The sequence below is a fragment of the Bradyrhizobium sp. USDA 376 genome (assembly GCF_054063675.1).
The window spans coordinates 3693529-3714781 of the sequence record NZ_JBSSGN010000001.1 but is presented as its reverse complement, the minus strand read 5'-3'; the positions used below and the strand labels follow the sequence as shown (position 1 = coordinate 3714781).

The window sequence follows — 21253 nt, the reverse complement described above, 5'->3', positions numbered from 1 at the left end:
ACCCGGAATTCAAGCTGCGCTCGAATTCCGGCCTCTCCCCGCGAGCGGGGAGAGGCGAAGCGCCTCTACCGATGCTCGATCGCCCTGATCGCACCGCGGAGCTCGGCGAGGCCGCGGAGGCGGCCGATCGCGGTGTAGCCGGGATTGGTGCGCTTGGTGGTGGCGAGATCGTCCAGCATGCGGTGGCCGTGATCGGGCCGGAACACGATTCGCTTGTCCTGCGCGCGCCGCGCGTTCTCCTTCAGCAGCGCCTTGAGCACCGCGATCATGTCGACGTCGCCGTCGAGATGATCGGACTCGTAGAACGACAGGCCATCGGCCTCACGCTTGGTCGCACGCAGATGGGCAAACGCGATGCGCGGGCCGAAGCGTTCGGCCATTTCAGGCAGATTGTTTTCGGCACGCACGCCGAGCGAGCCCGTGCACAGGCAGATGCCGTTCGCCTTCGACGGCACGGCATCGAACAGCGCCTGATAGTCGTCGGCGCTGGATGCGATGCGCGGCAGACCGAACAGCGGCCGCGGCGGATCGTCCGGATGCAGCGTCAGGGACACGCCGAGCTGCTCGGCGACCGGCGCGACACGCGCGAGGAACTCGGCGAGGTGTTGCCGCAGGATTTTTGGCGTGATGTCGCGATAGGTTTCCAGCCGGTCGCGGAATTGCGGGATCGTCATCGGCTCGGTGGTCGAGCCCGGCAGCGCGCTGGCGATGACCATGACGAGATAGTCGATGTCGGCCTGGCTCATCTTGTCGAACAGCGCCTTCGCGCGCGCCTGCTGCTCGGGCGAATATTCCTGCGCGGCGGCCGGGCGCTTCAGGATGTGCAGCTCGAACGCGGCAAAGCGGTCCTGGTCGAAACGCATGGCGCGGGCGCCGTTCGGCAGCTCCCATTCGAGGTCGGTGCGGCACCAGTCGACCACAGGCATGAAATTGTAGCAGATGATCTTGATGCCGCTGGCGGCGACGGCCTCCAGGCTGGCGATCCAGGCCTCGATCGACTTCGTCGCCTTTCCGCCCAGACGCTTGACGTCGTCGGGGATCGGAATCGATTCCACCACCGACCAGGTCAGCTTTGAGCGGCCGGGCTGGCCGTTCTCGATGAAATTCTTGCGCTCTTCGACCGCCTTGCGCGTCCAGGCCTCCCCGATCGGCACCTGATGCAGCGCCGAGACGATATCGCTCGCCCCGGCCTGCCTGACGTCATCGAGCGAGACCGGATCATCGGGCCCGTACCAGCGCCATCCCTCGAGCATCATGCGCGTTCTCCAATCAGTTCGCGGTCAGCACGACCTTGACGCTCTGCGAGCGGTCGAGCGCCAGCCGCAGCGCGTCAGGCGCGGTCGACAGCGGCCGCTCGGCGGTCACCAGCGACAGCACGTCGACGCTGCCGTTGCCGATCAGTTCCACCGCGGTCATGAACTCGAAGCCGAAACGGAACGAACCGCGCAGGTCGATCTCCTTGGCCATCACCGCGTTCGACGGCGTCGGGATCTGGCCGCCGGGCAAATTGCCGATCTGCACCACCACACCGCCGCGCCTGACGATGCCGATCGCGCTCGCAAGGCCCGCGGCCGTGCCAGAGACTTCGAAGGCGACGTCATAGGGACGTGCAGCGGCCTGCGCCTTCAAGCCCTCCTCGCCGGCAGCGACATTCTCGACGTGCGAGGCGCCGAGCTTGGTCGCAAAGGCCAGCGGCGCCGGCGCGATGTCGGCGACCGTGACGTCGGCCATGCCGGCGCGGTGTGCGGCGAGCATGGTCAGGAGCCCGATCGGGCCGGCACCGAAGATGATGCCGCGCTTGCCCTCGATGTTGCCGGCGCGTGCGACCGCGTGCAGGCAGACCGCAAGCGGCTCGGCCAGCGCCGCGGCCTGGTACGAGACGTGATCCGGAATCTTCACGCACTGCGCCGGGATCGCGTCGAAGTATTTGGCGAAGCCGCCCTGCATGTGCGGCGTCTTCGAGGCCGAGCCCATGAAGTAGATGTTCTCGCACAGGTTGGGCCGGCCCTCGCGGCAGGCGACGCAATGGCCGCACCAGCGCGACGGGTTGACGGCAACGCGGTCGCCGACCTTCAGATTGGCGGCAGAGCCGGAAATCTCCACGACCTCGCCCGAGATCTCGTGGCCGAGCACCAGCGGCGACTTCACCACGAAATCGCCGGTGCGGGCATGTCGGAAGTAGTGCATGTCCGAGCCGCAGATGCCGCCGGCGCCGAAGCGGATGCGCACCATGCCGTCGGCGAGGTTGTCGAGCGGATGCTCGATCATGCGCAGGTCTTCGGGGCCGAACAGGGTTGCGGCGAGAGCAGTCGAGGTCATTTGGAGAGTCCCATGTATTTAGGCAGCCAGAGGGTCAGTTCGGGAATGTAGGTGATCGCGATCAGCGCGAGCATCAGCGGCACCAGCCAGGGCAGGATCGCCACCGTCGTGCGCTCGACCGAGAGCTTTGCGACGCGGGCGAGCACGAACAGCACCATGCCGAGCGGCGGATGCAACAGACCGATCATCAGGTTCAGCGTCATGATCAGACCGAAATGGATCGGATCGATGCCGAGCTTGAGCACGATCGGCAGCAGGATCGGCACCAGGATGGTGATCGCCGCCGTGGTGTCGATGAAGCAGCCGACGAACAGGATCAGCACGTTGGCGAGCGCCAGGAACACCCATTTGTTATGGGTGATGCTGAGCATCCAGTCTGAGAGCATCTGGGCGGCCTGCGACACCGTCAGCAGCCAGGCGAAGATCGAGGCTGCGGTGACGATGAACAGCACCGAGGCCGTGGTCTCGATGGTATCGAAGGTCGCCTTCGCCACCGTCTTCAGCGTCATGGTGCGGTAACGGATGAGGCCGAGGAACAGCGACCAGATCACGGCCGCGACCGCGGCTTCCGTCGGCGTGAACCAGCCGAGCGTCATGCCGCCGATCAGGATCACCGGCGCCATCAGCGCCATCACCGCGGAGAAGTCGAAGTACCAGTCGATAATGAGCAGCGTGCCGAGACCAATGACGACGGCCATGTTGACCGACATGCCGGCCAGCACCATCAGCCAGATCGCCATCGGGAAAGCGAGCACGATGGCAATCTCGAGGCCGGCCGATCCGAGCTGCGGCCAGGAGAACGGCGTATCGCTGCCCCATTTGTTCTTGTGCGCGAAATAAGTGACGGTCGCCATCATCAGCAGCGTCATGACGATGCCGGGTATGACGCCGCCCAGGAACAGCGCGCCGATCGAGACGTTCGCCATCATGCCGTAGATCACGAAGGGCAGCGACGGCGGGATGATGGGCCCAAGCGTCGCGGAGGCCGCGGTGACGCCGACCGAGAACTCGGTGGAGTAGCCGTGGTCCTTCATCGCCTTGATCTCGATGGTGCCGAGGCCGGCAGCGTCCGCGATCGCGGTGCCGGACATGCCGGAGAAGATCACCGAGCCGATGATGTTGACGTGGCCGAGGCCGCCGCGCATCCAGCCGACCAGCGCGACCGCGAATTTGTAGATGCGCCCGGTCACGCCGGCGATGTTCATGAGGTTACCGGCCAGGATGAAGAACGGTACGGCGAGCAGCGGAAAGCTCTCGACGCCGGCGATCATCCGCTGTGCCAGCGTGACGTCGGGCGTCACGCCGCTGACCAGGATGTAGAGCAGCGACGACGCGGCCATGGCAATCGCCACGGGGACGCCGAGCAGCATCAGGACGAGGAAGCCTCCAAGCAACAGCAGCATGAGATTATCCTTCAAAACCGTCGTAGGCGCCGGGACGCTCGAGGATCGAATAGCCCTGTCGCAGATGTTGCAGCGCGACCTGCAACGAGCGTACGAACATCAGCACGAAGCCGGCCAGCACGGCGTAATAGACGTAATCCTTGGGAAGATTGATCGTGGTCATGGACTCGTCGCCGATGATCTGGATGTAGACCCAGACCAGCTTGATGGCGTAGCCGAAGAAGGCGATCCGGATCAGGTCGATCACTGTAGACAGCGCGCGCGCCACGCGATGCGGCAGATAGCGGTAGATCAGGTCGACCTGGATGTGCCGCGACAGTCGCACGCACATCGAGGAGCCGATGAAGACCACGCCGATCAGACAGTAGGTCGCGATCTCCTCGGTCCAGGCATAGCTGTCGTTGAGGACGTAGCGGGTGAAGAACTGGAGGAAGACGGCGAGCGTCATCACCCAGAAGATCGCCAGCGCCACCCAATCCTCGAAAGCGTAGATGCCGAAATCGACCTTCGGCGCCGCCTCCTCCTCGAAGGTATGGGCGATCTCGTCCGCGGTGATCTGCCGGTGTATTTCGGCGGTCGACATGGGATTACCTCTCTCCAAATCGTCGTTCCGGGGCGACGCGTCAGCGTCGAACCCGGAACCTCGAGATCCCGGGTTCGGTCCTGCGGACCGCCCCGGGATGACCTTCGGTCACTTCACCGCCTGAATCCGTTCCCAATCGGCCTTGCGATAGCCGAAGGTCTCGAACGCGACGTTCTTCAGCACGGTGTCGCGGAACTCGTTCTTGTCGACCTCGGTCACGGTCAGGCCCTTCTCCTTGAAGAAGGCGACCAGCTTGGCTTCGTTCTGCTTGATCTCCGCGGTCGCCTTGGCAGCGGCCTCCTGCGCGACGTCGGTGAAGATCTTCTTGTCCTCGTCGCTGAGCTTCTTCCAGAGCGCGCCCGCCACCACCGTGTTGAGGTGGTCGACGATGTGGCCGGTCAGCACGATGTGCTTCTGCACCTCGTAGAACTTCTTGGCCTCGATCGTGGTCAGCGGATTCTCCTGCGCCTCGACGGTGCCGTTCTGCAGCGCGAGATAGACTTCGGCGAAGGCGATCGGCGCGGTGTTGGCGCCGCAGGCGCGCGGCATTGCGAGATACGCCGGCACGTCGGGCACGCGCATCTTCAGGCCCTTGAGATCGGCGCAGCTCTTGATCGGCTTGTTCGACGAGGTCTGGCGCACGCCGTAATAGGTCACCGCGACGATGTGGTGGCCGCTCTTGTCCTCATAGCCCTTGGCGAGCTCCTTGAAGATGTCGCTCTTGGTGTAGGCGAGCAGATGATCGGCATCGCGGAAGGTGTAGGGATAATAGGTCACGCCGATCGGCGCAAAACTCTTAGCCGCAAAGCTCGAGCCGGAGATGATGATGTCGACGGAACCGAGCGAGAGGCCCTGGTTGATGTCGGCCTCCTTGCCGAGCTGCGAGGCCGGATAGACGTCGACCGTGTAGCGCCCGTTGGTGCGCTTGCCGATCTCCTGCGCAGCCCAGACCGAAGCGGTGTGGAACGGCTCCGAGGTCTCGTAGACATGGGCCCATTTGAGCTTGGTCTGCGCCATGCCGGCATGGGTCGTGGCAAACATCGCCGCGGCGGAGACCGCGAGCATCATCGTCATCTTCTTCAACACTGACTTTTCCTCCATCGTTCAAGTCTGCTTCTTGTTCGCCCGCCCCCTAAACGGATGCGGGCCGCCCAATCTCATCGCCGCCGCGCACTGCCGCTCGCAGCCTGCTTCTTCTTCGAAGCCGGTTTCGGCTTCGATGGCTTTACCGGCGCTCGCACCGTACGGCTGCGACCCGAAATCGGTCCTGCCGCGCTCTCGGCGCCAAAGTTCTGTGCAAAGCGTTCCTGGGACCGCGCCAGATGATCGCGCATCGCCTTGCGTGCGGCGTCCGGATCATGCGCCGCGATGGCGTCGCGCACGGCGCGATGCTCGTCGAGCGCGGTGCGCCACGTGCCCGGGCTCTCGAAATAATGCGCAAGCTTCGCGAAATAGGGATTGAGACGCTGGTCGAACAGCTCGCCGACCACGCGCACCAGAACGGCATTGCCGAGACTTCCGGCGATCGCGACATGGAACGCGCGATCGTGCACCATCGAGGCTTCGCCGGGATGCTCGACATTCTCCATCGCGACAAGCGAGGCGTCGATGCGGGCCAGATCGTCTTTGGTCGCGACGCGCGCGGCCTGCTCGGCGATGGCGCTTTCCAGGAATTCGCGGGCACGCAACAGCTCGAACGGCCCCTCGATGACAGCAGCGGGTGCAGGCGCCGCAACGGCGGCAGGCTCGATCACATAGATGCCGGACCCGACGCGGATGCGGACGCGGCCTTCGACCTCGAGCGCGATCAGGGCTTCGCGCACCGTCGGCCGCGATACCTTGAGCTGCTCGGCGAGCTCGCGCTCGGTCGGCAAGCGGCTGCCGACCGCGTACTCGCCGCTGTCGATCAGGCTTCGCAATTGATCGGCGACCTGGCGATAGAGCCGTCTCGCCTCCACAGCTTCCAGCGGCACGCTGGTCCTCCCCGAAGGGTCGCGGGGGTCGTCCGCCCCGGCCCGCCAATTTTTGGAAAATTGGTCTTACCAATTGACCGGAGCATTGACCGAGGACGGGCGCCATGTCAAGCAGCGGCAAAGCAATGGGGAGACGTCCTATGCGGCTTAATTCAGAGCGTCTTGGCCGCGCCAATCTCGACCGGCTGCCACCTGGCATCCGCCGTCCGGCCTATGACCGTTCGCGCGTCACGCCCGGCATCGTGCATCTCGGCCTCGGGGCCTTTCATCGCGCGCATCAGGCCGTCGTCATCGACGATTGCCTTGCCAGCGGCAGCATGTCCTGGGGCATCATCGGCGCGAGCCTGCGCAGCCCGGATACGCGCGACGCCCTCGCCCCGCAGGATCATCTCTATACTGTTGCCGTACGCGCCGCCGAAGGCACCGAGCACCGCGTCATTGGTGCCCTGCTCGACAGCGTCGTCGCGCGCGAGAAGCCGGCAGCGCTGGTCGAGCGGATGGCCGATCCCGCCATCCGCATCGTCTCGCTCACCGTCACCGAGAAGGGCTATTGCCACACGCCGCAGACCGGCGATCTCGACGAGCGGCATCCCGACGTCGTGCACGACCTCAACAATTTTGACGCGCCGCGCTCGGCGCCCGGCTTCATCGTGGCTGCGCTGGCGCGCCGGCGTGCGCAGGGACTTTCGCCCTTCACCGTGCTGTGCTGCGACAACCTCGCCGCCAACGGCCACACCGTGCAGCGGATCGTGACGCAGTTCGCCGCGCTCCGCTCCAAGGATCTCGGCAAGTGGATCGCGGATGCGGCCGCCTTTCCCTGCACCATGGTCGATCGCATCGTGCCGGAAACGACGGATGCCGACCGCGATGCGGTCTCGAACGCGCTCGGCTTTCGCGACGCCTGGCCGGTCATGACCGAGCCGTTCACGCAATGGGTGGTGGAGGATCGCTTCACCGCGGGCCGGCCCGATCTTGCCGCCGCAGGCGTAGAGCTCGTCACCGACGTCAAGCCGTTCGAGCTGATGAAGCTGCGGCTGCTCAACGCCAGCCATTCCGCGCTCGCCTATCTCGGCTATCTCGGCGGCTACGAGACCATCGCCGACACCATGCGGGATCCGCACTTCGCGCGCCTCGCCGCGCGGGTGATGGAAGAGGCCGCGGTGACGCTGACGATGCCTGCAGGGACGGACCTCGCCGCCTATCGCGCCTCGCTGCTCAAGCGCTTCGCCAACCCGGCGCTGCATCATCGCACCTGGCAGATCGCCATGGACGGCTCGCAAAAGCTGCCGCAGCGCCTGCTCGGTGCGATGCAGGATCGCCTCGCCAGGAACCTGCCGATCGCAACCCACGCGCTCGCGGTCGCCGGATGGATGCGCTACGTCACCGCAACAGACGAGCAGGGCCGCGCCATCGACGTGCGCGATCCCCTTGCCGCCGAGTTCGCAGGCCTGGCGCGCGAGGCCGGTCCCGTGGCCGAACGGCTCGCGCCGGCCCTGCTCGGGGTCGACAAGGTGTTCGGACCGCTGGGCACTGAGCCGCGCCTGCGCGAGGCCGTCACCGCGGCGCTCGGCCGTCTCTATCAGGACGGCGCGCGGCGGGCGGTGGAGACGCTCGTTTCGGCCTGATCACAAAGCAGGCAGCGGCGTCCTCAATGCTGCACTGCGGTCAAAATCGAACGTAAAATCAAACGCAAGTCGCGCTTGATTTTTGCCTGTCATTGCCGCACCCGAGAGGCATGGCAAAGGACAGCAAGGTCATCGCCGCGAACGCGGCCTTCTATGCCGCCTTCTCCAGCGGCGACTTCGCCGGCATGGAACGGATGTGGGCGGACGACGACGGCATTTCCTGCATCCATCCCGGCTGGCCGGCCATCATCGGGCGCGCCACGGTGATCGGAAGCTGGCGCGACATCCTGCAGAACCCGCAGCGGCCGCAGATCGTCTGTGCCGAACCGCAGGCGATCGTCGACGGCGACAGCGCGCGCGTGCTCTGCATCGAGATCGTCGACGGCACCGCTTTGGCCGCTGCCAACCATTTTCGGCGCGTCGGCGACGGCTGGCGCCTGGTGCATCACCAGTCGAGCCCGATCGCCCAGATTGTCGAGCAGGCTGAGGACGATAGAACGAGCCGCCGCGTCCACTGAAGAGGGCGAACACGCGGGCGTGATGTACTGTGCATGGGGTTGTTTTCCGACTTTTTTGTTAGCGGCCTCATCCAAGCCCCGACAGATCCTCCAGCACGACCCGCGCCGCGCTGAAGTCGTCATCCCCAAAGAACATGCTGCGGGTGATGAGAACGGGAACTCCGGCGCGCGAGGCCGCGATCAGCCCGTTGGCGGAATCCTCGATCGCGAGACAGTCGACCGCGTCGAGTTTCAGCCGCGCCAGGATTTCGAGATAGACGTCGGGTGCCGGCTTTTTCTGCCGCACGTCATCGCCGGCAACGATCGCATCGAAATCCGTCACCCAGTGCGTCCCCAGCGCCTGTGACAGCAGCGCATCGATGTTGCCATGCGAAGTGGTGGTCGCGATCGCGAGCTGCTGGCCGCGCGCCTTCGCCGCAGCGAGCAGATCCGCCACGCCCGGCCGCAACGGACAGCAGCCGGTCTCGATCAGCTCGGCATAATGCGCGGTCTTGATGCGGTGAAGCTCGGCGATGTCCACATCCGACAAAGGCGGGGCGCTTCCCAGCCTTGCGTGGTAGGCGCGCATGCGCTCCTTGCCGCCCGTCACACGCAGCAGGTCCTTGTAGACGGCGCGGTCCCAATGCCAGCCGAGACCCTGGCGGACGAAGGCATGATTGAAGGCCTGCCGATGCAGCTCCTCGGTCTCTGCCAGCGTGCCGTCGACATCGAAGATCAGCGCGGCCGCGTGCCGGATCAGCTCCGCGGCACCCGGTGGCGCCAGGGTGACCGCGTCTGCCTGCATGATCCCTCCCTTGACGATGACGGGCGACCATCGCCTGCACTGGCGGCCGAGACAAATCGCAATATCTTTTGCCGGACCCAAAAATCTCTTATGAGCGACTGGCGCGCAGCTGGCGCGACGGGAACTCCGACCTGCACGGGAGACGCATGCGGCTGTTCATCCTCGGCCTCGGCTACAGTGCCCGGCATTTCGCCCGCAAGTTCGGCGGCAGCTTCTCGCATGTCGCCGGCACCGTGCGCGATCCCGGAGAGCGAAACGACCTCGCCGGCATCGAGGTGCACGCCTTTTCCGGCGATGCTCCCACCCGCGAGACGCCCGAACTGGTCCGCAGCGCCGATGTCCTTCTCATATCGATCCCGCCCGGCACCACCAGCGATCCCGCCATCGCGGCGTTCGGCGACGTGCTGGCGGCCGGCCGCCGCAAGGTGGTCGTCTATCTCTCCACCATCGGCGTCTACGGCGATCACGCCGGTGGATGGGTCGACGAGACCACGCCGCCGCAGGCAACGCTCGAGCGCACACGCATGCGGGTCGCAGCCGAACAGGCCTGGACCGACTTGACACACGGCGATGCCGCGATCCTGCGGCTCGCCGGCATCTATGGTCCCGGCCGCAACGCGCTGGTGACGCTGCGAACTGGCACGGCCCGGCGCATCATCAAGCCGGGGCAGGTCTTCAACCGCATCCACGTCGATGACATTGCGAGCGCGATCATGGCCGCCATTCAACACGGGAGCGGCGGCACCTGGAACGTCTGCGACGACGAGCCCGCGCCGCCGCAGGACGTGATCGCCTATGCCGCGCAGCTCATGGGCGTTGCGCCGCCGCCGGAAGAAGCGTTCGAGACCGCCGAGATGTCGGCAATGGCGCGCAGCTTCTATGCCAGCAGCGCCCGTGTCTCCAACGCGAAACTGAAGCGCGAGCTCGGCGTCACGCTGGCTTATCCAACCTATCGCCAGGCCCTGGATGCACTGTGGCGCGCAGGCGAAGGCCGATAGGTTCCGACATCTGCGGCGCCTCCCAGACATGCGCTGCCCGCGCTTGACTTCGCTCCAGCGCGGTCCTGATCTAGCCATCGAGCGAGCCACCGCACAACGAGCTCGCCTGGGAGGATAGAATGAACAAGACGATCGCCATGATCGCGGCGGCGGCTGCCGCCATCACGCTCGGTTCAGCGCGCGCCGCGCCGCTGCCCGAAACCAATCCGGATGACGCCGGTCTCTCGAAGCAGGGTCTTGCGCGGCTCGACAGTTTCTTCGCACGCGAGATCGCGGCCAAGCGCGTCCCCGGCGCGGTCGTTGCGATCGCGCGGGACGGCAAGCTCGTGCACTACAAGGCCTACGGCATGCTCGATCCGGACAAGGGCACGCCGATGCCGGTTGATGCGATCTTCGCACTGGCCTCGATGACCAAGCCGATGGCGGCGGTCGCCGGCCTGACGCTGATGGAAAAGGGCCAGTTGCCGCTTCAGGCTAGGCTGTCCGATTACTATCCCGGCTTTGCCGACATGAAGGTCGGCGTGCCCCAGAGCGACGGCTCGCTCAAGCTCGAGCCGCAGGCCTCGCCGATCTTCATCCACGATCTCTATCGGCATACGTCCGGATTGATGTATGGCGGCCGCCCGGATTCATCGAGCCCGGTGGCGCGGCAATATCCCGATGGCATCGCGCCCGCGATCGAGGGCGACACCCAGGCCTTTATCGACCGCATCGCAAAACTGCCGCTGGCGCATCAGCCCTCGACGGAGTTCGAATACGGTTTTTCGATCGACGTGCTTGGCGCCGTGGTCGAGAAGGTGAGCGAGCAGAAGCTCGGCGACTATCTCGCCGCCAATGTCTGGCAGCCGCTCGGCATGAAGGACGCGACCTTCCACCCGACCAACGCGCAGCGCCCTCGCCTCGCCCGCCCGTTCGCCAACGATCCGCTGACCGGCAAGCCGCAGGCCATCAAGCTGCTCGACACGCCGACAAAATTCGATTGCGGCGGCGCCTGCTCATTCGCGACGGTCGGCGATTACATCCGCTTCGGGCAGATGCTTCTCAACGGCGGCGAGCTCGACGGCCAGCGCATCCTCGGCCCGAAGACCGTGCATCACATGACGACCAATCACCTCGGCCCCGAGATCAAGAACAACGTGGCGAACATCGAGCCGCATCGCGGCGGCTTCGGCTTTGGCCTTTCGGTCGCGGTTCGCACCAGCGAGGGCCTGTCGTCGGTCCCCGGCAATCCCGGCGAGTTCACCTGGAACGGCGCCTACGGGACGCAGTTCTTCTGCGATCCGAAGGAGCGCCTCGTCGTCGTGGTGGGCACGGCCGCGCCGGGAGAGCTCAGGAAATATTATCGCGAGCAGGTCCAGGACATCGTCTACGGCGCGATGACGGAGTGACCGCGTCTCGATAAAGAAGGGGCGGCCACTCGGGCCGCCCTTAAAAGTCGCTGTCAGCTCAACACGCCGTACTTCTTGAACCAGGCCTCGGCCTGCTTCCACGCATCGTCCGCCGCGTCCCTGCGGTAGCTGCCGCGATAGTCGGCGTGGAAGCCGTGCGGCGCATCGGGATAGATCTTGAACTCGGCCGTCTTTTTGTTCTGTTCGAGCGCAGCCTTGAGCTGCTCGACCTGGGCGACGGGAATGCCGGTATCGGCGCCGCCGTAGAGGCCGAGCACCGGCGCCTTCATCTCCGGAGCGAGCTGCATCGGGCTCTTCGGCCACAGCGGATTGGCGGGGTCAACCACCGTCCCGTAGAAGGCGACACCGGCCTTGAGCGTGCCGCTATGGGCGGCATATTCCCAGACGGTGCGCCCGCCGCGGCAGAAGCCGATGATGCCGGGCTTTGCCGTGTCGCCGCCCTGCGATCCCGCCCATGCAGCCACCGCGTCAAGGTCGGACAGCAACTCGGCATCCGGCTTGGAGTTGACGATCGGCAACAGGTCCTTGACCTCGGTGACCCTCGTCAGATCGACGCCTTTGCGGAAGTAATAGTCGGGCGCAATGGCAAAGGCGCCGAGCTTGGCGAGGCGCCGCGTCACGTCCTTGATGTATTCGTGCAGGCCGAAAATCTCCATCGCCACGATGATCACCGGCGCCTTGGTGTTGCCGGCCGGGCGGGCGAAATAGGCAGGCATCTCCTCGGAGCCGACCTTGATCCTGGCATCGCCGGCCTGAAGGCCGCTGGTATCCGTCGTGATGATGTCAGCACGGACCGGACCGGCCGCGAGCGTGTAGCCAGCGGCGACGGCCGCGGTGGCGCTCATGAATCCGCGGCGCGAGAGCGGAGCGACTTTCGTCAGCCCGACGACGTCGGATGTCATGGTGGTTTCAAAGCTCATCGGTCTTTCCCTTCCTACTTCCCATGCTGATGCCCCTGGGGCGCCGCATTCGCCAATAGTTGCCGGACAAACGCAAGTCACCAGCCTGCGAGCACCGGGCCGGCCCCTTCGTCGACGCGAGAACCGCTGAAGGATTAGGCGCCACCCAACCAGATCAGGCCTCCGCCGCGGGCTGATCGTGTGCGGGCTTTAACCGCGTAGCCACACTGCGGCGCAACATCCATTAACCCAAAATTGTTGTTCTCCCGCCCCGCTCCACGCGGTCAGAAGCTGCAGATCCGCCGCCGCTTCACGCAATTCGAAACGCTCCGCCGCAACAAATGGGCTCCACAGTGACGGCAACGACACATCATGTTGCCCGGATGCTGCGCGCCATCGGATTCCGCCGCGTGAAGCACAATCATTTGACTGAAATTTTCCGAAGAGTTGAGCCGTGTGATTCACCCGAACTTTCTTCGTGACGCTCTAGTTCCACGGCCGGAAGTTCCATCTCCGGCAACGGAGAAGCGTCCTCCCAAGGCGCGCTCAGCCGTCCGGCCAGGGACGAAGGATCGCCCGAGAGCTTCATTGTCGTCCACCCAGATTGCGCTCCCCAAAGGCTCAATTGAATAAAGCTTGATCCGATCCGGAATTGAAATGAACTTGGCTCGTGAATCGATTGAACTGGTGGAGCAGGTCGCACGGATCCTGTGGTTCGAAGGCACCAAGCACGGCTTGCGCGATCGCGAGTGGATGGCGCTGCGCTTCCTCTCCCGCGCCAACCGGTTTTCCCGCACACCCTCGGCGCTCGCGAGTTACGTCGGCACCACGCGCGGTACCGCCTCGTTCATCATCGGCGAGCTCGAACGGCTCGGATATATCGAACGAAAGCGCTCGGCCAAGGACAAGCGGTCGGTGATGCTGAGCGTCACGCAGCAGGGCAAGAAGTTCCTGGCGCGCGACCCCGTCAACGTTCTCGTCGACGCAATCGGCGTGCTCGACGATGAGGCCAAGATCCGCTTTCGCGACGCGCTCCGCCACGTGCTGGATCAGTCCGATGCGGCCGAGCAGCGGCACCATACCGACGTCTGCAAGCGCTGCATCTTCCTCCGGGAAGATCGTACCAGCGCGGACGGCAAGACGACGGTCGAGTTCTCCTGCCGCCTGTTTCGCGCACCGATCGCGGAGCCCGAAGTCGATCTGCTCTGCACCAGCTTCGAGCACCACCGCCAGTAGACGGCGAGCGCCGATCAGGGCGTAGCCTTGCGCGACGAATAGATGACGCCGCCGCTGGTTTCCACCACCAGGCGTCCGTTCTCGCTCCGGATCTCCTCGATACGGCCGAGGCCGGGCACCTGCTGTCCCAGCACGGCTTCGATGACGCCGTTCGGACTTTGCAGGATCGCGATCCCCTCATAGGCCTGACGCACCGACCAGCCCTTGACCAGCTTTCGCGGCGCCGCCGTGCGTTCCGAGGCAGGCACCGAACCCGTGAATTCCGGCGCGGCGACCGAAGCCATCATCGGCATCGTCTGCGAGGGCGGCTGCGAAGCGACGGTCGCCGGCGCCGGAGCCTGGGCTTGCGCCTGGGCGAGCTTGTCGAGCTTCACCGTCGAGGACGAGCTCACCCGTTCGATGCGGTCGAGGTTCTCGGCGAACCTGCCGAAGCGGTCATTGGTTGCCTTGCTGGATTGATCGACCGCGGTCCGCAGGCCATCGAGATTTTCGGACACGCCCGACACCTGCTTGCGCAGCTGGGCGACCGTCTCGCGCAGATTCCTGATCTCGGCATTGGCCGCGACATTGTTCTGGGCGGGCTGCGTGGTGAGATAGGCGATCACGCCGGTGCAGGCGCAGACCACCAGGATGGCGGCGACCGCCAATGTCGCAAGCGGCGCCACCCAGGTCGGACGGGGGGGCGGCGGCTTGGCCACGATGACGGCCGGCTTGATCACGGCCGGCGCCGGCTTGGGTATCGCCATCTTGTCGAGGCGCGCCTTGGCGCGAATGCGCTTCAGTCCCTCGAGCGCCTCTTTCGCCAGGGTTTCGTCGTTTGCCGCAGCCGACATGCGCTTTGCACTTGCTGCGGGCCTGGCCGCCTGCGTCGGATTTGGCTTGGGTGCTTCCGGAGCCGGCTTCGCCGCCGCGGCAACATCGGCGGTTGCACCAGGACGAGCTTGTCCATCGGACAACATGTGAAAATGCTCCGTTCGCTTCGATCTATCGAACGCCGAATTTATTCGTCGAAGCTTGCCTGAAACGTGCGCATCGAAAACTTTTCAGCACGCGCGACGCGACGTCGAATGAGTCGAAAGCGTCACGCACGTGGCGAGAGTGCGACTCGAAAGACACACACTCGCCAAGATTTCGCCAAGCTGGAGTCGCCGCGCCACACATGAGTCGAATTGTCGCATGTGGAAACCCGGTGGATAGAGTCAATCCCGGGTTGAAAACCCCTCCATCTGCGTGACCCACAGCACCACCCAAAACAGCTGTGATTATGCAGGGATGCGGAACTATAGACCCAACACGATGCAAAACTAGTTCGGAATCCAAATCAACTGGTGTGATTGGATATATCAAGAAACAACTCGCAACAAACCAACAGCATCAAACACGCATAGCAACCGCTTTGTTACGCGTGCTTGATCGGAAATCGGCAATTGTTACGGTCCTACTCAAGTGATTCTCGCCAGTTGGCGAGGAGATCGGCAAAGTTCAGTAGCGTTCGGACGCAATAGGCAACTTGGCGCAACTGTACTAGGTCGCTGTCTCAATCCGCCCCGCGAGGTGATCCGTAAGACACCCGCCGGGCCTCACGCAGTAAGCGTTCAGTATCGAGTCGAAGTAACAGGCCCGCGGAAAACGCAGGCACTGAATGCGTAGGGCTGCCCGCGAATATCGAAACCATAACAACGGTTCGCGGGATGGAAATATCGTCAAACAGCATGGTCGCCGAGCCGGTGCATCACACACAACCAGCCGGCCGCGACAAGTGCGAAACAGGGGCGAAAGACTGATGTATATTATCGTTGATGATCGCGAGAGCGTCACGAACAGCTACGTTGGAGGGCTCGTTCGCGAAGGCGTATCGTCGATCGGCTTCTCCTCCGGAGAATTCTGGGACTGGCTGCAATCTGCGAGTGAATCGGACCTGGCAGCGGTCGACGCCTTCCTCCTCGGGGATTGCGATGCCCGCGGAAGCCTGCCGCGGGCGATGCGCAAGCGCTCCTCGGCGCCCATCATCGCCATGAGCGGCCAGAAGATGCTCAAGAACACGCTGGAGCTGTTCGAAGCGGGTGTCGACGACGTCGTGCACGTGCCGATTCATCTCCGCGAGATCCTTGCCCGAACGGCCGCAATCGCGCGCCGCCGGGTCGGCGAGCTGCCGAGGCCCTGCGAGACCAGGATCCAGGTCTTCTTCAACGGGCGTGACCCGGAGATCGCGGGCCACGCCCTCACCCTGCCGCGCCGCGAACTGCGCATTCTCGAATATATGGTCAGCAACCACGGCAAGTGGATCACCAAGACGCAGATCTTCAACGCGGTCTACGGCATCTTCGAGTCCACCTTCGACGAGAGCGTGATCGAGAGCCACGTCAGCAAGCTGCGCAAGAAGCTCCGCGACCGCCTCGGCTTCGATGCGATCGTGGCCCGCCGCTACGTCGGATACCGCCTCAACATCCCGGCCGGCGAGACCCTCGACGTGCCGATGCAGGAGCTCGACGAGGTCGCCATTCTCCTCAACAGGGCGCATGCCGCTCCGGCGGCGTATCCGGCCGGAAACTGACGCGGCAGGGCACTGCCACGAAACCGACAACGGCCTCCGCGGAGCCTCTTCGCGGAGGCCGTTGCATTTTCAGGAGCCGAGAGCGCGGAACGGAGGCCTTGCACCGCGGGCGCAGCCGGGCGCAACGAGATGAGAATGGCGCCTCAGGATCTCATGCGGAGTAATGCTTCCGGGAAGCCGCGTCACGCCGGTCCGGTGAAGCCTACGGCTTCGACTGGAATTCTTCCTTGGAGACGTAGTTGAAGTCCTCGACCAGGACGTCCTGGACGACGTCGGCCTGCATCCGCTCGTTGACACGCTGCTTGATGGCCGTCGTGAGGATCGAGAGGTCGTAGCGGGCGAGCTTCCTGAAATCGAGGCGGTCGTCGGCGTAGATCCTGCGGAACGCCTCGTCGACGACGAACGGCTCCGGCGGAACGTTGAGCTGGTGCATGGTCCGCGCCTCCACGGTGTAGACGAAGCGCGCGACGATATAGCCCTGCACATTGCCGTTCTCGACCATGGGCACGCTCAGCGCCCGCGTCTTCTGGTACTGGAGTCCGTCGAGATAGGCGTCCTTTGCCGGCAAAAGGCTGCCATTTTCCTTCCAATAGGCCACGGCATAGCTCGTGCCCGCCGTGAGGATGCAGACCCAGAGCCCGGCCAGCACTACCCTGATCATTTTCCGTCCTGCGCTGTGCGACCGGTATAGGTCCCGTCCGACTCGGCGTCCTTGATGGCCTTGACGATGATCGACGCAACCTCGCGCACCGCATCGTAATGCATCTCGAGGACGGACCGGTTCCGCTCGAGCTTCTCGCGCAAGCGCTGGATCTCCTCGGTGACCTCGACCTCGCTGCCGAGATGCATCCGCGCCCGCATCAGGCGGACGAACTCCAGCATGCTGCGGCTCTTGCGGGCGCTGAAGTCGTCAAAATCGATCTTCTTGCCCGTCGTGAGCGCGACCGTCTCCTCCTCGACGATGTTTTCGAGCCGGCGGATCGCCGCCAGCAGGCCGCGCACCTCGTCCGATCTCGCCGCATCTGTGCCCTCGATCACCGCCTCGCCGCCGACATTGGGCAGCAGCACGGGCAACAGCGCATCGGGAGATGCTGCAGCAATCGTCATCGCCTCGGTGTCCACGACCGGCTGCTCCACCACCAGGGCTGCCGCGCCTTCTTGTGCCTGCATAGGAAATTCACCCCTCAACTTCTGTCACCCATTCCGGATCATCATCCGGCCTTCCCCGTTGCGTCCGGGCCCACCGGATTTGCTGCGGCGAGTTGCTTCGCAATGCCAATGCCCTTGCCCTTCGCGAGCTGGTTGCCGAGTTGCTCCGCAAGCATCGACTTCCAGACGCTGCCCGCGGTCCCCTTGCCGAACAGCTCCTCGGACTCCTTCGGCAGCATCGTTTCGACGAAGGTCTGAAGGATGAAGGCTTCGAACTTCCGGTAGACCTCGCCGGATGCCGGTGCCTTGATCACCTGCACCGGCGCCCCGTTCACCGTCCCCGACTGTGCTTCGGCGACCTTCGCCGCGGATTGATCGGCGGCCGCCGCGGCCTTGCCGACCTCGGCGTCCATCGTGGCGGCGAAATCGGCGTCCGACGATTTCAGCGCGTCGAGCTTCGCCGTCGCCGCGCGCTGCGTCACGGGATCGGCGGCCTCGAGGACGTCGAGGACGAGGTCGGGTGTCGCTGTCACGATCATGTCTTGTTCCGGCTGGCTGGCCGTGGCGTCCACGCGCGCACGGTAAGGCTTGTTCCCGTCATCTCCTCGAGCGATCGCTTTTCGGCGTCGCGAAGCTTCTCCGCGAGCGCCGTCTTGGCAACTTCCTCGAGCTGTTTCACGCGGCGGGTCTCGAGGCGAACCTGGTCGAGCTGCCGCGAGGCCTGCTCCTTCACGGCGCGCGCGCCGACGCTTGTCCTGTTGAGCCGCCGTGCGATCGACTCGCTCGACGATCCCGCCGGCGGCTTGCCCTCGTTCAGCGCGCCGACCAGCCATTCCTGCTCGTCCTGCAGGCTGCGCTCCTGCTGTCGCAGGTGCGCGAGCTGCCATTCGGACAGCCGCAGCTGGAGCTTTACCAGCGAGACCATCCGACCAAGCTTGTCCGCGCGCGACTTCATGTTGTCACTCCGCCAGCCACGAGGAGACGCCGAGAATGAACTGCGTCAAGAGCTCGTCGCTGGTGAGGTAGAGCAGCAGGAAGCCGCCGAACAGCACGAAGGGGACCGAGATGAAATAGACCGGAATCGCCGGGGTCAGCTTGTTGAGCAGGCCGACGGCCAGGTTGACGATGACGGAATAGACGATGAACGGGCTGGCGATCCGCAGCGTCAGCACGAACGCTTCGGAGAGGCGACCGACCAATTGGTCGAGCGCCATGCTGCCGCCGATCCTGCTGCCGGGGTGCCAGACGTCGTAGGAGTTCATCAGCCCGCGCAGCACCTGCCAGTGCTGGTCGGTCATGAAGAACAGCGTCGTGACCGATGCCATGATCAGCGGCACGAGGGCCGGCGCAGGATCGGTGTCGCCGATCGGCGTTCCCGGGATGTTGCTTAGCCCGATCGCGCTCGCCATCACGGTTGCCATGGTCTGGAGCGCGAGGAAGAACACGCGCCCGCCGAGTCCGATGACGCTGCCGACCAGAATCTCCGAGCCGATCAGGAGCGCGAGCGACAGCGGCGCCGCGTTGTCCGTCAGAGGTTTCAGCACCGCGATCAGGATCGGCGTCAGGGCGAACGTCGTGACCAGCGCGATGAACAGCCGGACCTGGGCCGGGACGTTGACGCTGGAATAGCCCGGCACGAACATCAGGCAGGCACCGATGCGGCAGAACACGATGAACGTGACCAGCACGCTGTCGGCGAGGCTGCTGATCACGATATGGCTCCGAGCGCACGGATCTCGGCGCTGCGCGCCACTTCGACATGCGACAGGATCGGCAGCGTCGGGAACACCCGTTCCAGGATCATCCGGACATAGGGACGGGCTTCGGGGGTCACCGCCAGCACCACGCTGGTGCCGTTCTCGGTGAACTTGCGGATCGCGGCGCTGGCTTCCGTCGCGAACTGCTCGATGAGACGCGGATCGGCGTCGAATTCGACGACGTCACCCTTGGCGTCGCGCTTCAGGCTCTGGTGGAAGGCGAGATCCCAGCGATTGCCGAGGCGGACCACGTTGAGCACGCCGTTGTCGGAGAGGTCGCCGCAGATCTGCTGGGCGAGGCGCGTGCGCACATGCTCTGCGACCTGCTCGGAGCGCCGCACATGCGGCGCGATCTCGGCGATCGCCTCGAGGATCAGATGCAGGTTGCGGATCGACACGCGCTCGGCCAGCAGGATCTTCAGGATCGCCAGCAGGCCGGAGTACGAGATCTGCGACGGGCAGAGATCCTCGACCAGGCGCTTGTATTCGGGGTCGAGCCGGTCGAGCAGCCCGCGCATGTCCTTGTAGGACAGGAGCTGGGCGAGGTTCGCCCTGAGCACTTCGCTCAGATGCGTGAGCAGCACCGACAGATTGTCGACCGGCTTGCAGCCCTGCCGCTTGACCTCGTCGGTGAAGGCTTCCGTCACCCACAGCGCCTTCATGCCGAAGGCGGGCTCGATCACCTCTTCGCCGGGCACGTCGGGCTTGCCGTCCTTGTCGACCAGCACCAGCACCTCTCCGAGCCTGAGCTCGCCGTGGGCGACGCGGGTGTCGTGGATGCGGATCTGGTATCCCTTCGGATTGATCGACAGATTGTCGGTGAGCTTGATCTCGGGAATCACGAAGCCGTACTGCTTGGCGAACTTCTTGCGGATCTTGGCGACGCGGTGGCCAAGCTCGGTGCGCGACCCGAGCATATGGACCGAGAGGTGGCCGCCGAGCGCCAGCTCGATCTCGGCCATCTTGAGCGATTCCTTGACCGATTCCTTGGCCTGGGCCTGCGCGCGCTCGTCGGCCTTGCGCGCATCTTCCTTTTGCTTCTCGGCCGCCTGCCGCTTGGGCAAGGTGTAGCCGACGAAGGCCATGACGCCGCCGAGCAGCACGAAAGGCGGCATCGGCAACCCCGGCATCAGCGCGAGCACGAACATCATCAGCGCTGCGGCCGACACCGCGCGGGGATAGCCGCCGAGCTGCCGGAGCACGGCCTGTTCCGCCGAGCCCCTGGTGCCGCCCTTGGAGACCAGCAGGCCCGCGGACAGCGAGACGATCAGCGCCGGCATCTGCGACACCAGACCGTCACCGACGGAGAGCTTGGTGTAGACGTCTGCAGCGCGCGACAGCGTGAGGCCGTGATGAGTGACGCCGATCACGATGCCGCCGAAGATGTTGATCGCGGTAATGAGCAGGCCGGCGATGGCGTCGCCGCGGACGAATTTCGAAGCACCGTCCATGGCGCCGAAGAACGCGCTTTCCTCTTCGAGCTCGCGGCGGCGGCGCTGGGCCTCCTTGTCGTCGATCAGACCCGCGGACAGGTCCGCGTCGATCGCCATCTGCTTGCCGGGGATGGCGTCCAGGGTGAAAACGGGCGCCGACCTCGGCGATACGGGTCGCGCCCTTGGTAATCACGACGAAATTCACCGTGACGAGGATCGCGAAGATGATCAGGCCGATGACGAAGTCGCCACCCATGACGAATTTGGAGAAGCCGGCGACGACATAGCCGGCGGCGTGCTCGCCCTCCCCGCCGCGCGACAGGATGAGGCGCGTGGTCGCGATGTTGAGCGCCAGGCGCAGGATGGTCGCGATCAGCAGCACGGTCGGGAAGGCCGAGAAATCCAGCGGCCGCTGGATCCACAGCGCGACCATCAGGATCAGCGCCGACAGCGCGATCGAGACGGCAAGGCCGAGATCGATCAGGATCGGCGGAATGGGCAGAAACAGGATCGTGAGCATGGTCACGATGCCGGCCGCAAAGAAGGCGTCCGCCCCGAAACGGCGGGGGCTGGGCAGGCTAGCAGCTAACGTATCGGCCATGGGTCACCGGCA

At 64.8% G+C, this 21253-nt stretch carries 20 protein-coding genes and 1 pseudogene; 6 read left to right on the top strand and 15 right to left on the bottom strand.

Annotation, left to right across the window (positions count from 1 at the left end):
• Positions 1 to 65: 65 nt before the first annotated feature.
• From uxuA to ACVJ19_RS17395, 6 genes are all read right to left on the bottom strand, one after another.
• Entirely contained in the window at positions 66 to 1256 is a 1191-nt protein-coding gene (uxuA, locus tag ACVJ19_RS17420; RefSeq protein ID WP_453950269.1) for a mannonate dehydratase, read from the bottom strand.
• Between the two features lie 13 nt (positions 1257 to 1269).
• Entirely contained in the window at positions 1270 to 2319 is a 1050-nt protein-coding gene (locus tag ACVJ19_RS17415; protein WP_453950268.1) for an L-idonate 5-dehydrogenase, read from the bottom strand.
• Positions 2316 to 3722, bottom strand: coding sequence for a TRAP transporter large permease (locus tag ACVJ19_RS17410; protein ID WP_453950267.1), 1407 nt, complete (start codon positions 3720 to 3722; stop codon positions 2316 to 2318). Before ACVJ19_RS17410 ends, ACVJ19_RS17415 begins: the two co-directional genes overlap by 4 nt.
• Positions 3723 to 3726: 4 nt before the next feature.
• Positions 3727 to 4305 carry a TRAP transporter small permease gene (locus tag ACVJ19_RS17405; protein ID WP_453950266.1) on the bottom strand — a complete coding sequence of 193 codons (579 nt, stop codon included), beginning with the start codon at positions 4303 to 4305 and terminating at the stop codon, positions 3727 to 3729.
• Positions 4306 to 4413: 108 nt separating this feature from the next.
• On the bottom strand, positions 4414 to 5373 hold the full coding sequence (locus ACVJ19_RS17400) for a sialic acid TRAP transporter substrate-binding protein SiaP (RefSeq protein ID WP_453955152.1): 960 nt from the start codon (positions 5371 to 5373) through the stop codon (positions 4414 to 4416).
• An 89-nt stretch (positions 5374 to 5462) separates the two neighbouring features.
• Entirely contained in the window at positions 5463 to 6278 is an 816-nt protein-coding gene (locus tag ACVJ19_RS17395; RefSeq protein WP_453950265.1) for a FadR/GntR family transcriptional regulator, read from the bottom strand.
• Between the two features lie 140 nt (positions 6279 to 6418).
• On the opposite strand from ACVJ19_RS17395, the gene ACVJ19_RS17390 reads away from it, so the two are divergent.
• Positions 6419 to 7903 carry a mannitol dehydrogenase family protein gene (locus ACVJ19_RS17390; protein WP_453950264.1) on the top strand — a complete coding sequence of 495 codons (1485 nt, stop codon included), beginning with the start codon at positions 6419 to 6421 and terminating at the stop codon, positions 7901 to 7903.
• A gap of 110 nt (positions 7904 to 8013) precedes the next feature.
• The gene (locus ACVJ19_RS17385; RefSeq protein ID WP_271585539.1) at positions 8014 to 8421 is read left to right on the top strand and encodes a nuclear transport factor 2 family protein; all 408 of its coding nucleotides are present in this window, start codon (positions 8014 to 8016) and stop codon (positions 8419 to 8421) included.
• Positions 8422 to 8488: 67 nt separating this feature from the next.
• Here the strand turns inward: ACVJ19_RS17385 and ACVJ19_RS17380 are convergent, their stop codons facing one another.
• Complete coding sequence (locus tag ACVJ19_RS17380; protein ID WP_453950263.1) at positions 8489 to 9205, bottom strand: HAD family hydrolase; 717 nt, start codon at positions 9203 to 9205, stop codon at positions 8489 to 8491.
• Positions 9206 to 9351: 146 nt separating this feature from the next.
• Here ACVJ19_RS17380 and ACVJ19_RS17375 point away from each other — a divergent pair, with 146 nt between their 5' ends.
• Together ACVJ19_RS17375 and ACVJ19_RS17370 are read left to right on the top strand one after the other, a co-directional pair.
• Positions 9352 to 10203 carry an SDR family oxidoreductase gene (locus ACVJ19_RS17375; RefSeq protein WP_453950262.1) on the top strand — a complete coding sequence of 284 codons (852 nt, stop codon included), beginning with the start codon at positions 9352 to 9354 and terminating at the stop codon, positions 10201 to 10203.
• Positions 10204 to 10322: 119 nt separating this feature from the next.
• On the top strand, positions 10323 to 11591 hold the full coding sequence (locus ACVJ19_RS17370; protein ID WP_453950261.1) for a serine hydrolase domain-containing protein: 1269 nt from the start codon (positions 10323 to 10325) through the stop codon (positions 11589 to 11591).
• A 53-nt stretch (positions 11592 to 11644) separates the two neighbouring features.
• Here the strand turns inward: ACVJ19_RS17370 and ACVJ19_RS17365 are convergent, their stop codons facing one another.
• Positions 11645 to 12532: a dienelactone hydrolase family protein gene (locus tag ACVJ19_RS17365; protein ID WP_453950260.1), complete on the bottom strand. Its 888-nt coding sequence runs from the start codon at positions 12530 to 12532 to the stop codon at positions 11645 to 11647.
• Between the two features lie 636 nt (positions 12533 to 13168).
• Between ACVJ19_RS17365 and ACVJ19_RS17360 the strand changes: the two genes are divergently transcribed.
• The gene (locus ACVJ19_RS17360) at positions 13169 to 13747 is read left to right on the top strand and encodes a MarR family winged helix-turn-helix transcriptional regulator (RefSeq protein ID WP_453950259.1); all 579 of its coding nucleotides are present in this window, start codon (positions 13169 to 13171) and stop codon (positions 13745 to 13747) included.
• Positions 13748 to 13761: 14 nt separating this feature from the next.
• Here the strand turns inward: ACVJ19_RS17360 and ACVJ19_RS17355 are convergent, their stop codons facing one another.
• Entirely contained in the window at positions 13762 to 14706 is a 945-nt protein-coding gene (locus tag ACVJ19_RS17355) for a hypothetical protein (protein WP_453950258.1), read from the bottom strand.
• 824 nt (positions 14707 to 15530) lie between these two features.
• Here ACVJ19_RS17355 and ACVJ19_RS17350 point away from each other — a divergent pair.
• Complete coding sequence (locus ACVJ19_RS17350) at positions 15531 to 16301, top strand: response regulator transcription factor (RefSeq protein ID WP_453950257.1); 771 nt, start codon at positions 15531 to 15533, stop codon at positions 16299 to 16301.
• A gap of 202 nt (positions 16302 to 16503) precedes the next feature.
• On the opposite strand, the gene ACVJ19_RS17345 is transcribed toward ACVJ19_RS17350, so the two are convergent.
• The 6 genes and pseudogenes from ACVJ19_RS17345 to flhA form a co-directional block, all read right to left on the bottom strand.
• The gene (locus tag ACVJ19_RS17345) at positions 16504 to 16962 is read right to left on the bottom strand and encodes a hypothetical protein (RefSeq protein ID WP_283024476.1); all 459 of its coding nucleotides are present in this window, start codon (positions 16960 to 16962) and stop codon (positions 16504 to 16506) included.
• Positions 16959 to 17471: a flagellar biosynthesis protein FlgN gene (locus ACVJ19_RS17340; protein WP_453950256.1), complete on the bottom strand. Its 513-nt coding sequence runs from the start codon at positions 17469 to 17471 to the stop codon at positions 16959 to 16961. The genes ACVJ19_RS17345 and ACVJ19_RS17340 overlap by 4 nt, the downstream gene beginning before the upstream one ends.
• A 41-nt stretch (positions 17472 to 17512) precedes the next feature.
• Positions 17513 to 17989 carry a rod-binding protein gene (locus tag ACVJ19_RS17335; RefSeq protein WP_453950255.1) on the bottom strand — a complete coding sequence of 159 codons (477 nt, stop codon included), beginning with the start codon at positions 17987 to 17989 and terminating at the stop codon, positions 17513 to 17515.
• Complete coding sequence (locus ACVJ19_RS17330; RefSeq protein WP_453950254.1) at positions 17986 to 18405, bottom strand: hypothetical protein; 420 nt, start codon at positions 18403 to 18405, stop codon at positions 17986 to 17988. The genes ACVJ19_RS17335 and ACVJ19_RS17330 overlap by 4 nt, the downstream gene beginning before the upstream one ends.
• Before the next feature lie 4 nt (positions 18406 to 18409).
• Positions 18410 to 19162, bottom strand: a complete 753-nt coding sequence (gene fliR, locus ACVJ19_RS17325; RefSeq protein WP_453950253.1) for a flagellar biosynthesis protein FliR — start codon at positions 19160 to 19162, stop codon at positions 18410 to 18412.
• Positions 19159 to 21241 (bottom strand): annotated as a pseudogene (gene flhA, locus ACVJ19_RS17320) (flagellar biosynthesis protein FlhA). The gene fliR and the pseudogene flhA overlap by 4 nt, the downstream one beginning before the upstream one ends.
• Between the last annotated feature and the right edge of the window lie 12 nt (positions 21242 to 21253).